Annotated in this window: 14 protein-coding genes and 1 pseudogene; 4 read left to right on the forward strand and 11 right to left on the reverse strand. The window is 38.7% G+C overall.

Annotated elements, in window-relative coordinates; genetic code table 11:
• Nucleotides 1–135: 135 nt before the first annotated feature.
• From PN497_RS25710 to surE, 4 genes and pseudogenes are all read right to left on the reverse strand, one after another.
• Nucleotides 136–572, reverse strand: a pseudogene (locus PN497_RS25710) (AAA family ATPase); the annotation flags it as partial.
• A 208-nt stretch (nt 573–780) separates the two neighbouring features.
• Nucleotides 781–1866, reverse strand: a complete 1086-nt coding sequence (locus tag PN497_RS01755; RefSeq protein WP_199301822.1) for a bifunctional riboflavin kinase/FAD synthetase — start codon at nt 1864–1866, stop codon at nt 781–783.
• 343 nt (nt 1867–2209) lie between these two features.
• Nucleotides 2210–3100, reverse strand: coding sequence for an MBL fold metallo-hydrolase (locus tag PN497_RS01760; RefSeq protein ID WP_096572198.1), 891 nt, complete (start codon nt 3098–3100; stop codon nt 2210–2212).
• 126 nt (nt 3101–3226) lie between these two features.
• Nucleotides 3227–4024, reverse strand: a complete 798-nt coding sequence (gene surE, locus PN497_RS01765) for a 5'/3'-nucleotidase SurE (RefSeq protein WP_096572199.1) — start codon at nt 4022–4024, stop codon at nt 3227–3229.
• A 460-nt stretch (nt 4025–4484) separates the two neighbouring features.
• Between surE and pheS the strand changes: the two genes are divergently transcribed.
• From pheS to PN497_RS01780, 3 genes are all read left to right on the forward strand, one after another.
• Nucleotides 4485–5477: a phenylalanine--tRNA ligase subunit alpha gene (pheS, locus tag PN497_RS01770; RefSeq protein WP_096572200.1), complete on the forward strand. Its 993-nt coding sequence runs from the start codon at nt 4485–4487 to the stop codon at nt 5475–5477.
• Between the two features lie 136 nt (nt 5478–5613).
• Nucleotides 5614–5949 carry a PIN domain-containing protein gene (locus tag PN497_RS01775; RefSeq protein WP_272109426.1) on the forward strand — a complete coding sequence of 112 codons (336 nt, stop codon included), beginning with the start codon at nt 5614–5616 and terminating at the stop codon, nt 5947–5949.
• Nucleotides 5950–6232: 283 nt separating this feature from the next.
• Nucleotides 6233–6376, forward strand: coding sequence for a hypothetical protein (locus tag PN497_RS01780; RefSeq protein ID WP_272109428.1), 144 nt, complete (start codon nt 6233–6235; stop codon nt 6374–6376).
• A 189-nt stretch (nt 6377–6565) separates the two neighbouring features.
• Here PN497_RS01780 and PN497_RS01785 read toward each other — a convergent pair whose 3' ends face one another.
• The 5 genes from PN497_RS01785 to labA form a co-directional block, all read right to left on the reverse strand.
• Complete coding sequence (locus tag PN497_RS01785; RefSeq protein ID WP_096572202.1) at nt 6566–8008, reverse strand: RecQ family ATP-dependent DNA helicase; 1443 nt, start codon at nt 8006–8008, stop codon at nt 6566–6568.
• Nucleotides 8005–8127, reverse strand: a complete 123-nt coding sequence (locus tag PN497_RS01790) for a hypothetical protein (RefSeq protein ID WP_272109431.1) — start codon at nt 8125–8127, stop codon at nt 8005–8007. Before PN497_RS01790 ends, PN497_RS01785 begins: the two co-directional genes overlap by 4 nt.
• Nucleotides 8114–9232: an AAA family ATPase gene (locus tag PN497_RS01795; RefSeq protein ID WP_096572203.1), complete on the reverse strand. Its 1119-nt coding sequence runs from the start codon at nt 9230–9232 to the stop codon at nt 8114–8116. The genes PN497_RS01790 and PN497_RS01795 overlap by 14 nt, the downstream gene beginning before the upstream one ends.
• Nucleotides 9233–9407: 175 nt before the next feature.
• Nucleotides 9408–11000 (reverse strand): 2-isopropylmalate synthase, encoded by a 1593-nt coding sequence (locus tag PN497_RS01800; protein ID WP_096572204.1) that lies wholly within the window; start codon nt 10998–11000, stop codon nt 9408–9410.
• A gap of 269 nt (nt 11001–11269) precedes the next feature.
• Nucleotides 11270–11791, reverse strand: a complete 522-nt coding sequence (gene labA, locus PN497_RS01805; RefSeq protein ID WP_096572205.1) for a low amplitude/bright protein LabA — start codon at nt 11789–11791, stop codon at nt 11270–11272.
• Nucleotides 11792–12832: 1041 nt separating this feature from the next.
• On the opposite strand from labA, the gene PN497_RS01810 reads away from it, so the two are divergent.
• A complete protein-coding gene (locus PN497_RS01810) occupies nt 12833–13591 on the forward strand; it encodes a hypothetical protein (RefSeq protein ID WP_096572206.1) in 759 nt (252 codons plus the stop codon).
• On the opposite strand, the gene PN497_RS01815 is transcribed toward PN497_RS01810, so the two are convergent.
• Both PN497_RS01815 and PN497_RS01820 read right to left on the reverse strand, forming a co-directional pair.
• Nucleotides 13563–13742, reverse strand: coding sequence for a hypothetical protein (locus PN497_RS01815; RefSeq protein ID WP_272109435.1), 180 nt, complete (start codon nt 13740–13742; stop codon nt 13563–13565). The genes PN497_RS01810 and PN497_RS01815 overlap by 29 nt on opposite strands.
• A gap of 80 nt (nt 13743–13822) precedes the next feature.
• The gene (locus tag PN497_RS01820; RefSeq protein ID WP_096572207.1) at nt 13823–14959 is read right to left on the reverse strand and encodes a quinone-dependent dihydroorotate dehydrogenase; all 1137 of its coding nucleotides are present in this window, start codon (nt 14957–14959) and stop codon (nt 13823–13825) included.
• Nucleotides 14960–15181 lie beyond the last annotated feature (222 nt).

Consider the following 15181-nt stretch of genomic DNA (forward strand, 5'->3'; position numbering starts at 1 on the left):
AATATAATTCGCTACTACACAAACAAAGTCCACCTGCGTGGACTAACGAAAAATTAAGGATTTGAAACTTGCGTAGGCAGGTTTTGTCTGTGTAGATGTGATTTTTAATCGCCTAAGTTAGACTTTTCAAACATCCTCTAAAATATATTCTTGTAAAGATGTTTCTACTTTTACCTGTGAACAAAGTTGACGTAATTGTGCAACTTCTTCCAAAGTAATACAAGGTTGTAAATCAGTAACTTGTACACCCTCCTGAAGATTTTGCAACATTTGTAATTCTTCTGTTTCCGAAGGATAACCCAAACTCAAGGAAAGCATAAACCAGTCCATTTGTGCTTCTGGTAAAGGAAATGTTCCTTGGTATTCGACGGGGTTTTGAGTAGCAGTTGAAATTTACCATCTACAGAACGCGCTAAAGATTTCGCCAGCAAGGTTTTACCAACACCAGGTACATCTTCTAATAAAGCATGACCACCACCTAGCAAAGCAACTAAAACCAAGCGTAATGCTTCATTTTTACCAACGATGGTACGAGCAAGATTTTGGGTTAAAGCGTCAATTTTTTCTCTCATTCTCTTTAGGTAATGGGTAATTGGTAATGGGTAATTGGTAATTGGTAATTGGTAATTGGTAATTCAATTTTGGATTTTGGATTTTGGATTGTTTTTGTTAATTCCAATCTAAAATCTAAAATCTAAAATCTAAAATTTTCTTCCCCAGTCACCAGTCACCAGTCACCAATCACCAATATATATATTGTTCCCAAGTAATTATTCAAATTCAGTATGTCCTATTTAAAATTTCTTTGGCTATGGTGCAGTCAAGTTGAATTTGGGTTTTCAGAGCTTCTATATCAGCAAATTTTTGTTCTGGGCGTAAAAATTTGACTAACTCTACCACCAATGTTTTACCGTACAAATCACCAGACCAATCAAATAAATGTACTTCTATTGTTGAGTATGTACCGTTGATAGTGGGACGGTTGCCAATATTCATCACGCCTAATTTTACGCCTAATTTTTCCACAGGAGCGGTATCAGGGGTTTCACTGTGAATGAAAACCCGCACAGCGTAAACTCCCAGACGGGGTAAAAATTTATCTTTTGGAAGTTGCAAGTTAGCAGTAGGAAAACCAATGGTTCTACCTAATTTTTGCCCTGTTATCACCACACCAGTTAAACTATAAGGTCTTCCCAGTAAGCGGGTTGCTCTAGTCATATCTCCTAATTCTAAACTTTGGCGAATTGAGGAAGTGCTAATACGACCATCTTCTGTGAAATCATTGGGGATATTATCAGTATTGTTGGGAAAATTTACTGTATCAGTTTGTATGGGAACTATAGTTACAGGTATATTGTACTGAGCAGCGATAATTTGCAAATCTTTGGCGTTACCCATGCGTTTTTTGCCAAAACAGAAATCTTCCCCAACACTGATTTTTTGACATTGCAGTTTTTCGACAAGGATTTTTTTGACAAAATCTTCTGGTGATAAAGCAGATAATTCTCTATCAAAGGGTAATAATACAAGTTGTTCTACACCTAGCGATCGCAGTTGTTCGACTTTTTCATCTAGGGGAGTTAACAAAGCACGGGGTTGACCAGTAAAAAACTCCTGGGGATGAGGATCAAAGGTAACAACCGTTGAATATGTATGGTTTGGGGATGATGGTACGGTTAATAATTGAGAGGGATGATCTGGTGAGTATTTTGGTAATTTATCCCCATTTCCCCGCCCATTTTCACTTACTGCTGAATGCAAAATTGGTTGAATTACTCTTTGATGACCAAGATGAACACCATCAAATTTACCAAGAGCAACAGCAGTTGGTGTTAGTAGCTGTTCAGTAGAAGCAGCAACCCACATAGAACACCCCCAAAAAAAACAACCAGCCTCAGACAAATTTAGCACTTGGATTCAGGGATTTTAGGTTTATTTTCGTTATCAGCGTTTGCCAACCTCTGCCTTTTAGACGTATTTGAGGCTTGGAGCAGGTGTAGGGTAAGGGGTGCAGGGTGCAAAATTAGCAGACCCATTACCTTGTTTACCAATTACAAATTAGTAATTATCCTAAAAAATTACCTTTTTTAACATTTTTGAATAAGTATCGTCTTGGGGAAGTTATATCTTGTCCAATGATGACGGTCATCATTTAAGAACTGTTCTCTCTCACACTTGTCAAGAGTCACCTATCACCTAAACGATTATTTTATAACTTACGTAAAGGTAATGATTTAGAGACAGCATCTAATACAGGAACATCCAGTATTAATCCCTCTCTGGCCATAATTGCACCAGGAAAGTTCTCCGCTGCTTGTTTACCCACATTATCTAAAAAATCATCATTGTGGGCAGGATCATGGTGATAAATGACCAATGTTTTCACGTTGGCTGCTTGGGCTATTTTCACCGCTTCTTGCCAAGTAGAATGTCCCCAACCGATTTTTGGTGATTTAGCCCAAGAGTATTCTTCATCAGTGTAGGTGGAATCATAAATCAAAATATCGGCATTGCGTGATAGCCAGAGGACATTTTCATCTAATCTATCAGGAAAATGTTCTGTATCTGTGATGTAAACGGCTGCTCCACCACACCAGTTAACTCGATATCCTACGGCTTCACCTGGATGGTTTAAATGTGTCGTTTCTATGGTAATGTCCTCAATGTGAATTGGTTCACCTGCTTTAACAGTATAAAAATTCAAGTTGGCCTGCATAATCTGCAAGGGTACAGGGAAGTTGGGATGAAGCATTTGGTCATTGAGACGTTGCTCAATGGTTGAGCCATCGGGGGCGATCGCACCGTAGATATTAAATTTATTTCCTTTGATAAAAGCCGGAGTAAAGAATGGAAACCCCTGTAGATGATCCCAATGGGAGTGAGTAAAGAAGATATGACCCTCTACAGGCATTTGGGACAGTAAAGATTGTCCCAAAACGTGAACTCCTGTACCACAATCAAAAATCAAACGTTTACCCCCCACTTGCATGGCAACACAAGGGGTATTACCTCCATAACGGACGGTGTGTGGACCAGGACAGGGGATACTACCCCTAACGCCCCAAAACTGCACTGTAAATTGATTCTCTATCCTAGACATGGTTGTTGGTTGCTGGACTGAGCGGGCGATAAATCAAAAAAATGCTGCTGATTTTTCTAGTTTAAAGTGTAAATTTTACGGTAATGGTTTTAATTTAGACTTGAGTCTTTGGAAATACAGAAAAATTTAAGTAAAGTTAAATTTCCATGTAGACAATTTATGCAGTCCATTGGCATAAGTAAGATTGTATTGCAAAGGAGTAATACTAATGAAATTTTTACGGATAACTTCTACATCTATGGGAATGTGTGGGGGTAAATTTAACCCTGGTGGTGGTTCGACATCTTCTAAAACTTCTCCAGTTAACCAGTAATAAGTTTTGCCACGGGGGTCAACGCGCTTATCGAAAACGTCAACATAGCGACGCACTCCTTGACGAGTGAGAGTGACACCAGCTATTTCTTCCCAAGAGATTGGGGGAATGTTGACGTTAAGTAACATTAAATCTGGTAAGGGTTCTACTGCCAGATGGTCTACTAGCAGTTTGGCAAATTTGGCAGCTGGCTGAAAGTCTTTGTGTGTATGACTGGTGAGACTCAAAGCAATACTAGGAACGCCCTCAATCATACCTTCCATTGCTGCCGAAACAGTTCCAGAGTAAAGAATTTCTGTTCCTAAATTCGCACCTTGGTTAATTCCTGATAATACCAAATCTGGGGGGGAATCGAGTAACGCCCACAATGCCAATTTTACACAATCGGAAGGTGTACCGTCACAAGCCCAAGCATTAACAGCAGGATGAAACAGGGCTTCAACCATTTCAGCGCGAATTGGTTGATGTAAGGTTAATCCGTGTCCAGTTGCCGATCGCTCTCGATCTGGACAAACTACACTCACTTGATGGCCAGCTTCGGCTAGGGTGTTGGCTAAGGTGCGAATACCTAAAGCGGAAATTCCATCGTCGTTGCTGATTAGTAATTTCATCTGTTATTGGGGAAAAGGTGATTGGTAATTAATAATTAGTTCATGGTCTGTTGTCAGTGTTTTTGGTAACAACTGCAAAAAAAACTTTTCTCATGCTCTCTAGCTTCTAAACTGTAAACAGAGGAAAGTTTCACCTTGTGGCATTGACTGGTTTATGGCACATTGCTAAGGTTAATTGTCCTTTGTCAGTTGTTGGTTGTTTGTATTTTGCCACTGACTACTGACTACTGACCACTGACAGAAAAATTTTAGATTTTGGATGTTAGATTGTGGATTGGGAATTTTCGGGATAAACTCGGCCTTTTCAGGGCAGAATTAATCCAAAATACTCTCTGCGCTGCCTACGCTTCGCTAACGCCAATCTAAAATCCTCAAGCTCCACATTTTAGGGTGGAGTAAATCCAAAATCCAAAATCGTAAATCTAAAATTGATTGACCCCTGACTAATAATTAATCACGAATGACTAGCAATTTAGAGGAACAACTTTTAGTATTACGGCAGGAAGGAGAAACAGCGATCGCTGCTGCTGATACCCTAGAACGCCTGGAAGAACTGCGAGTTAACTATTTGGGCAAAAAAGGTCAACTGGGGGCGCTGTTACGCAGCATGGGACAAATGAGTGCGGAGGAACGTCCTAAAATTGGGGCGATCGCCAATACAGTTAAGGAAGCTTTACAAAACAGTCTTGACCAGCAACGCACCGCTTTAGAAACTGCCCAAATTCAAGCACAGCTAGAGTCTGAAACTTTAGATGTGACTATGCCCGGTATTTACCGTCCCCAAGGTCGCATTCATCCCCTCAATGGTATCATTGACCAAGCTCTAGATATCTTTGTCGGTATGGGTTACACTGTCGCCCAGGGGTCAGAGATGGAAACAGATTACTACAATTTTGAAGCCCTCAACACCCCTCCTGACCACCCAGCCCGTGATATGCAGGATACTTTCTATTTGCCAGATGGAAATTTACTGCGGACTCACACCTCATCGGTGCAAATTCGCTACATGGAAAAAGAAGAACCACCATTTAAAATTGTTGCCCCTGGTCGAGTTTACCGCAGAGACGATGTAGACGCTACCCACTCGGCTGTTTTCCATCAAATTGAACTTTTAGCAGTTGATGAAGGTTTAACTTTTACAGATTTGAAAGGCACGGTAAAGATATTTTTACAAGCGATGTTTGGTGATTTACCCATTCGTTTCCGCGCTAGTTATTTTCCTTTTACCGAACCTTCTGCGGAAGTTGATTTACAGTGGAATGGGCGCTGGTTAGAAGTAATGGGTTGCGGTATGGTTGACCCCAATGTATTAAAATCTGTGGGTTATGATCCAGAGATTTATAGTGGTTTTGCTGCTGGTTTTGGTGTAGAACGTTTTGCGATGGTTTTACATCAAATTGATGATATTCGCCGTTTGTATAATAGCGATTTGCGCTTTTTAAGGCAGTTTTAACTAATTATCAGTGGTCAATAGTCAGTAGGATAACCACTGAAAAACTGACTAATGACTACTGAATAATTTTTACAATGAACACAAATTTCACAATTATCAATTATTCAAAGAGGATTTATTGATATTGAGTAAACCTTTGACTATTTATATGGATTCCTGTTGTTTCTGCTGTCTTTTAGACGATCCCGTACAGTATCGAGTTCGGTTAGAAACTGAAGCAGTAGTCTCAATTCTAGAATATTGCGATCGCGGCGATTTAGTCTTAGTCAACAGTGATGCTCTAGAGTTTGAGCTTCAAAAAATTCCTGATTCTGGTAATCGTGATCAGATTTTAGCTTTTTTAGGTGCAGCAAATATCTTTGTTGAGTCAAATGAAGATATAGAATCTAGAGCAGAGATTTTATGTGGACTAGGTTTTACTTTATATGATTCATTAGACATCTCCACAATAGAATGTATTAATTTGTCATAAGTTGTAGGGGCGAAGCTTATGGGCGATAATTTAACGGAAAAATCAGACATCTAGATATCCCATAAGCTTCGCCCTGCCCCCATAAATAGGTTCCATAATTTCTTTTCTGGAGATGTCTATTGCATTTAGCGTTTGCAGAAGCAGCGGCAGTAACAGTCTTTCTGACGACAGATGATCGACTGTTAAGAAAAGCAAGGAATTATATTAATGATGTTAAAATAAATGTGGCTAATCCCGTCAATTGGTTAATGGAAAATCAAAAGTTAATTCAGGAGTTTTAAAAATGAAAGCCAGTGAAATTTCTAGAAGAGGCTACCAAGCACTAATCCAAGAATTAGGTTATGGTGGTGCTGCTAGATTTTTACTAAGATTTGAATCCGGTTTTGGAGATTATACAAAAGATCGTCATCAATGGCTAGATCAATGAACAATGGATGACTTTCGTAATTATATTCAACAAAAACGCCAACAAAAATAAAGGTAAGTATTCAGCTATCAGCGGACAGCAGTCAGCTTTTTAAAGGTTACGCCAAAAATCACGCTAGTGATAATCTACGGTTTTATTAAATATTCTGACTCCTGACTCCTGACTCCTGAATTATTACAAATAAAGTAATCATTTTTTACAATTATCACAATGTCCACAACGCAAATTTTCCGCTTCTTTCCCAAACCCAAAAGCAGTTAACAAAAACTGCCAACGACATTTTTTACTATACAAATATTCACTCATCTGTTTAGCAGCTTGTAATTGCATTTGTGGCTGTTTTCCCGACTTTGCAGAAATTTTATAATGAAAAGGATCAAGCCATTGTAATTGTCCACTACTATGAAGTAAAGAAAGCGCCGTTGCACCATCAGGAAATTGTTTAATTACAGATGTTACTTCTCCTTGTTTTGGTAACTGTTTCGCTAACTGTTGTGCTTTTTGTTGTTGTTTCAATATTTGTTGTTCAAAAAACTGCTGTCTTTGCTTATCTTCAGCATCCAAAAAACCCGTTGGTTCACTAATTAAAGTTAACGCTTCCGCTGGTTTTCCATCTCTTCCCGCACGTCCAATTTCCTGCACATATTCCGATAATAAAAGTGGTGCTTGAAAGTGAATCACCCAACGGACATCTGGCTTATTTATCCCCATTCCAAAAGCGCAGGTACAAACCACAAACGGCATTTTTCCATTTAACCAACTTGCTTCTACTGCGCGTCTTTCTGTTGCACCTAAACCCGCATGATAACTAGCAGTATTATACCCTAATTCTATTAACCATGCTGCTAATTCTTCACTATCTTTACGAGTTCTCACATAAATCAAACCTGCTTGACTTTGGTGATTTTTAATGAACTTTAATAATTGTTGTTTTCTACCTTTCGGAGTCCAAGCGATTTTAACACTAAGATGTAAATTATTCCGGTAAGGATTGAGTTTATAACTATCAGGTTTTTGTAACTGTAAAACATCAGCAATTATCTTTTGTGCAGCAGGATCAGCCGTTGCTGTAAAAGCAGCTATACTAATTTTTGTACCTGGTGGTTTTGTTTTTAATAAAGCTGGACGTACAGCACCCAAACGTCGATAAGCTGGACGAAATGTATCACCCCACTGCACTAAACAATGGGCTTCATCTAATATCAAACCATTAATTTGTAATTGGGGATGAGATAATCTTTCCCACACAGGAGGACTGAATAAAGTTTCTGGTGATAAATATAATAATCTTAATTGTTGTTTTTCTAAAGCTTGCAAAGTTGCCCGACGTTGATAAGTAGGTAGTTCACTATGTAAAAGTGCAGCTTTTTGATTTCGTTGTTTTAGTTCTTCTACTTGGTTTTCCATCAATGCAACCAAGGGAGAAACTACTAAAGTTAACCCGGTTTTTAATAGTGCAGGAAGTTGAAAACAAATTGATTTTCCCCCTCCTGTGGGCATAATAATTAAAGCGTCTTTTTGGGATAATAAACTTTTGACAATTTCTCCCTGTGGAGGACGAAAATCATCATAACCCCAGATTTGTTTTAATGCAGTGCGGAGTTCTGTTAATGATGTGGTCGGGTGATTCATATTCTTCCTTTAGGACGATGAATAGCCTTACCCTCATGATCAAAACAATCTCCAGAAGTTCCAGGAAAAGCATTAATTAAACGATTTAACATATCAGGATCATCTTTAAAAACAGTCATTATCAACACCCATCACATTTTTTGTGATATGTTCCATATACTTGTTTTCATATTCTGCTACTGGTATTAAATCAGGATTATTTAAATCAATTAATTCTCCATCTCTTTCTTTTAAAGATTGAATAATTAATGGTGAATGGGTAGTTGCAAAAAATTGAATTTTGGGAAATGTTCTTTTTAAATCTTCTACTACTCGACGTTGCCATTTAGGATGTAGGTGTAAATCAATTTCATCAATTAAAACAATACCGGGTGTAAGTTTTGCAGCTTCACCTTCAAATTGCGGATTTAATGTAATACAACGATAGGCAATATCTGCAACTATTCCTATCATATTTCTTACCCCATCACTTAACATTTTAAAGGGCAAAGTTATCCCATCTTGTGAAGTAGCAACCAGTTCTTTTTGCAGTATGTCATACTTAACGTCTCCCCAATCTTCCATACAATTTTTAATAGCTTCTTTAACTGCTAACAAACTCCCCAAAGTTTTCCCTTGTTGTAAAGATGCTAATTCATAAGTTTTAAACCACTGGATTAATTTCTTTAATTCGTAGGAATTACTTAAACAATTATCATATCCTTCAAACCGAGAGCGAGGAGCGAGTGTTTTAATATTTCTTTGTTTACGTTGAACCCAAAGGCGGCTTGTAGCGTAGTATGAAATTACGGGCAAAATAATCTTTTCTCTATCTTGTTCCTGAATACGAATTTTCTGCTGTAATTCCTTAGCATAAGTTGAAATTAATTTTGCACCTTCACGAGTTGTACTACCACCATCGTTTTTTATTTCTCTTGTCCATGACATCTCTGTAACATCTTCAAAACTACCATGACAAGATATGACAACTGGTAAAATCGGTTCTAGTGTTGGTGTTTCCCCTTCTGTCCTGATAATACGACGAATTTCATCTCTCAGAATATTGCGTGAGTCAATTGTATCAATTCCCAAGAAAAAACTTCCTGCTGCAATCGCTAGTGCATCAAGAATGGCAGTCTTTCCCTTAGCATTGTCACCAATAAAAACGTTAAATTGATCGGAAAACTCAAAAACTTTATGCTCAAAGCATCGGAAATTTTGAATTTCAAGTTGTCGGATTTTCATGTTAGTCTTCTCAAATCCAGTGCGGGAAATTAATAAAATTCACAAAAGCAATAAATATAACCTGGTGATGTTTATTTTAAACCCGCAAAATTTATCTAAAATTTGATATTTTTCAACTTTAAATTTTCAAAAGTGGGTTAAACTTACACATCGGCAAATTTAACCCACTCTACCACTAAGCTGTCACTTCTTCCTTCACGGTTTGCTGTAATGCAGCATACAATCTATTCAGGGCATTCACATAAGCCTGAGCCGATGCCACAATAATGTCTGTATTGGCTGCATGACCGGAAAATACACGGGATTCATAACGTAAACGAATCGTCACCTCTCCCAGAGCATCAATTCCCCCTGTAACTGATTGCACAGAAAATTCAATCAAATCATTAGGTACATTCACTACCCGATTGATGGCTTTATAAACTGCATCCACTGGACCAGTACCTATAGCTGCATCGGTTAATTCTTGTCCGTCTGGTGTCCGCAGGGTAACAGTTGCGGTGGGTTTGGCGTTGCTACCACAGGAAACTTGCACCAATTCGATTTTAAATAAGTCCGGTGCTTGTTTAATTTCGTCGTTAACGATCGCCTCTAAATCCCAATCAGAAATTTCTTTCTTTTTGTCCGCTACTTCTTTAAACCGAATAAAGGCTTTATTTAAGTCATTCTCTGACAACTCAAAGCCCAATTCTTTTAAACGAGTACGAAACGCATTTCTACCTGAATGTTTACCCAATACTATTTGATTATCTGTCAACCCAATCAATTGGGCATCCATAATCTCATAAGTGAGTTTATTTTTCAACACTCCATCTTGATGAATCCCAGACTCGTGTGCGAAAGCATTAGCACCCACAATAGCTTTATTCGGTTGTACCAGCATTCCTGTCAAGCTGGAAACCAAGCGGGAGGTTTTATAAATTTGCTTGGTGTCAATATTAGTTAATGATTCTTCAGAATCAGCAGGTCTACCAAAGAAGGAGTTAAAATATTGCCGTCTGACGTGCAAGGCCATGACTAATTCTTCTAAAGCAGCGTTCCCGGCTCTTTCCCCAATACCATTGATGGTACATTCTAGCTGTCTTGCGCCGTTTTTCACAGCTTCCAGGAAGTTGGCCACAGCTAAACCCAAATCATTATGGCCGTGGACGGAAATAACCGCCTGATCAATGTTTGGGACGTTTTCTTTGATACCTTTAATCAAAGCGCCAAATTCGCTGGGGGTGGTGTAACCTACGGTGTCGGGAATGTTAACAGTTGTTGCACCAGCAGCGATCGCCCTTTCCAAAACTTGATACAAAAATTCTGGATCGGATCTACCAGCATCTTCGGGAGAAAATTCTACATCATCGGTGAAGCTTTTCGCATAAGCTACCATTTCCTCAGCGATGGCAATTACTTCTGGTCTGGTTTTCTTTAACTTATATTGCAGGTGAATATCAGAAGTAGCAATAAATGTATGAATCCTCCCCTTAGCTGCTGGTTTGATCGCTTCCGCTGCGGCTTTGATATCATCGTGTCTAGCTCTAGCTAAACTACATATCACTGGACCATCTTCCAAGCCCACAGTCTGGGCGATTTTGCTCACTGCTTCAAAATCACCCGGACTCGCAAAGGCAAAACCAGCTTCAATTACATCTACACCTAAACGGGCTAATTGTTTGGCAATAATTAGCTTTTCGTCTATGTTTAAGGTCGCTCCTGGACACTGTTCTCCATCTCGCAGTGTCGTATCAAAGATGATAATTCTGTCTGCTTGACTGCTCATTGGTTTTGGGTTTTGGTTGGTTGAGTTGTGACTGTGGGCTTAAAATACCTTGAACTTTATTAAAAAGAATAAAGGAGTCAGAATAGAGAATTTAGAATAAATTATATACGACTAGCTTATTTATAAGTGGGTTGAAGATACCTAGCAAATCTATGATTTGGTAGTTCTAACTTTTGGTGATGCTTCGCCTCAATAATTTCTTCTCACTCCTGGTTATAGACTCCTTCTTCAGTTTTTAACTTTTGCTTTGTAAATAATTATTAATTTTACTAAGCTTCGGTCTTTTCTATTTGGTCTCTAATATCGTTCAAGTCTATATATCTATCCGTAGCATTACGCAATTCTCTAGCTATCATTCCTTCTGTCGATACCACTGTAATATGCGTATTTTTGGAACGTAGTAACTCGATCGCTCTTTCAAAATCTCCATCTCCACTGAATAAAACTACTCGGTCGTACTGGTCAACGGTATTGAACATATCAACAACAATTTCAATATCTAAATTAGCTTTTTGTGAATAACGGCCAGAGACATCATCATAATATTCTTTGAGAATTTTAGTCCGTACCGTATATCCCAAACTAATGAGTGCATCTCGAAAGCCACGTTGGTCTTGTGGGTCTTTTAAGCCGGTGTACCAAAAAGCATTGATTAATGTTGTCTCAGGTTGTTCGTTCTTAAAATATTCTAACACTCGTCGCGGGTCAAAAAACCAGCCATTTTTTTGTTGAGCATAGAACATATTGTTTCCGTCTACGAAAATAGACAGACGATTCATTGGCAAAACCATAGAAATTTACACCTAAATAATAGATAAGAATGTAAGATTGAACAATAGATTATAGCAATTCTTAATTGACAAGCTCGCTAATATCTATAATGGTAGTTATCATGTATAGCTTTTATCTTACCTCTGGCAAAGCATAAAATTGCCTGAAACATTGCTCGCACATTAAATTTGAGTCCTGGGAACTGAACCTGTTTCACCTCCGATTCTTGCAAATACAGCCTGTAATCAAAATCTACCAATAAAAATGACCCAGTAATGGCATTTTGATCTGTATATCAGTCAAGTTTACTCCTAAAGAGGTATGGTATGGGGCTTTAGTTAGGATTTAGACAGATGTCCATTTATAGATTTTTTCATCAACATCAGGGTTTTTTACTGGTAAGTATAAATGATGACTTACGCAAAACAGAACCAAAGCAGGGGTAATTCATGAATTACCCCTAGGCAAGAATCAGGTTTTTAGTCCAATCTTGCTTAAATCCTATAAATATTACTTTTGATGGGAAAAATCTCCTTGAATATTATCTGTCATTGTATAAACTATGTCAAGAAAATTTAGAATTTTTACTGACAGGCAGATAAAATTTTTCTCTAATGCTTCCCTTTTGATTTAGTGAAATTTATGGATAGGATATAATCTCAGCTTAACCGATTGCAAAGGTGCAACAGTTTTAGTTCATAGTCCAGTGCAACAATCATTGATGGGAATTTAGTCAAACACCAGGCTAGACTGTATTTGTATAATGCATGCGTAGTGGCAAATTCACCAATGCTAGTTTTGTATTAATTTAAGCATATTAGTAAAACGTAGTGTATGTATTTTCAGTTGTTAAGAGCCTGGAGAGAAAATTTTTGCATTTATAATCATTTTCCCCTTCTTCACTCTCATAAGTAACCTGTCAACTGTCACCTATTCCTTATTTCAGTAGCTTTTGCCAAATAATTTGCTGTTATTTTGCCAAGGGATACAAAAAATGTCCCAATTTTTGCCAAGATAATAAATAATATTATTTTGCAAAAGTTCACTTGGCAAAAACCAGCATGAGTGAAAAAACCATAGAAAATTACGGGAAAAGTTTTCTCGTTCTCATTTTGCCGATATCGTTTTTGATTGTTTTGGTCGTCAATACTTGGAGGTTTTTGCTGATAGGCTTGTTGCTGCTGATGGTTTTCAACCTTTGGCATCAATACAGATGGGAAAAGTGGGGTGAGCAAGTTAACCCTCTTTTTTATCAGTTGATTCGGGAAAACCAGGGAAAGATCACACCTGTTGATTTAGCTCTCAAAGGTAATTTTTCTGGGAATCAGGCAAAACGCTACTTGGAGGGTAAAGCAAAGGAATTTGGCGCTAGTGTAGTGGACTCAGAAAGTGAGAGTCCTTCCTACTACTTTATAACTGCCAGTATTTTGGGTGACATATTTGATAGTAGTGAATCAGTGGAAAAACTTCCTCCTCGGTCTGTGACGAAAGAGGCGCGATCGCTCTTAGCTCCACCTCCTCCCATTCCACAGGAAGAAGAACAGCAAAAGCAACAGCAGGAAGAATTACAACCAGAATTATTACCTGAAGCCACAGATGTAGCAACTCATCAGGAGGTACAAAAACCTCTGGAAGAACAGTTAGTTTTTGGTTCTTTGATTCAATCTGAACTAGCCAAGCGGTTGGGTGTTTATTCCAGTACAGTTTATAAACGAAGGAATGACCCAGATTTTCCTGAATGGAGTCGCAGCCGTGATCCAGATGGTATTGCTTGGTCTTATTCTCGTAAGTCTAGGGAGTTTTTCCCTTTGGAAAATTAGGGACTGGGGACTGGGGACTGGGGACTGGTGACTGGTGACTGGTGACTGGTGACTGGTGACTGGTGATTGGTGAGTGGGGACTGGTGACTGGGGACTGGTGATTGGGGACTGGTGACTGGTGATTAGGAGGATGAATAACCCAATTACCCATTACCCATTACCTATTACCTATCACCTATTCCCTATTCCCTATTCCCTATTCCCTATTCCCTATTCCCTATTCCCTATTCCCTATTCCCTATTCCCTATTCCCACTGCTTCACTGATGGAATTTAAGCCGTTTTCTTCTAGTTTGGTTAACAAACCGGCAAGAGTGCGGCGCACCATCATTGGTCCTTCATAAATCAAACCTGTATAAACTTGGATGAGACTAGCACCTGCTGTAATTTTTTCCCAAGCATCCTCAGCTGTGAAAATGCCACCAACGCCAATGATGGGTATCTGTCCTTGGGTTTTTTGATAAATAAACCGTATGACTTCCGTAGAACGTTGGCGTAATGGCGCTCCGCTAATGCCTCCGGCTTCTTCTTGAGGTGTTTTACCGGTTTTTTCAATGATTTGGGTTTTTAGTCCCTCACGGCTGATGGTGGTGTTGGTGGCAATTATTCCCGCTAGTTTATAGGTTTTGGCGAGATCAATAATGTCAGCGATCGCTTCCCATTCTAAATCCGGTGCTATCTTGACAAATAAGGGTTTTTGTGCCATGTTTTCTGTTTGCAGAACCTCCAAAATTTGACTGAGCATTGCTGCATCTTGGAGCGATCGCAATCCTGGTGTATTAGGAGAAGAAACATTAACCACAAAATAATCACCTAGATTTTTCAGCAAGCGAAAGCTTTCTAAATAATCTGCTGCTGCCGTTTCCAATGGTGTAATTTTAGACTTACCCAAATTTATGCCTATGGGTATTAACCGAGATTGTTGCGGATCAAGCATTTTTAATCTCATTGCCATTGCAGCAGCACCAGCATTATTAAAACCCATCCGGTTGAGGGCTGCTTGATCTAAAGTTAAGCGAAACAAACGGGGAGGAGGATTACCTGGTTGTGCATGATAAGTAACAGTACCCAATTCAGCACAACCAAAACCAAAACTAGACCAAAAATTAGCACCTACTCCATCTTTATCAAATCCCGCAGCCAAACCTAATGGGTTAGGAAAATTTAACCCGAATAGATTTTGTTCTAGCCGTGTATCATAGAGGCACAAAGACTTTTGTAGCAGAGAGTTCAACCATCTAGCACACTGATGATAGCTGGCTTCTGACAGCAAATTCAAACTACTAATTGCCTGTTGGTGTAACCACTCTGGATCTGCTTTTACCAGAGTAAATAAAAAAGGACGAATTACTGCTTTATAAATATCCAATCTGAGTTAATATTTACCAATTATTACAACAACTATGATCAGATGCCAAATCCAGGATTAATCTGAATTTTTTTCAGGCATCTTCAATAATATTAACCCAAGTTGCTAGTTAGGAATAGGAGTTAGGAGTCAGGAGAAAGAATGAATTATGATGGTGTTCCCTGCTTTTTTGCTATCTACTTATCCTTGTTACTTCGATTTGAGAGCCTTTCTTGCATCATT

This window comes from Sphaerospermopsis kisseleviana CS-549 (assembly GCF_028329225.1).
In the GTDB taxonomy this organism is placed as follows: Bacteria; Cyanobacteriota; Cyanobacteriia; order Cyanobacteriales; family Nostocaceae; genus Sphaerospermopsis; species Sphaerospermopsis kisseleviana.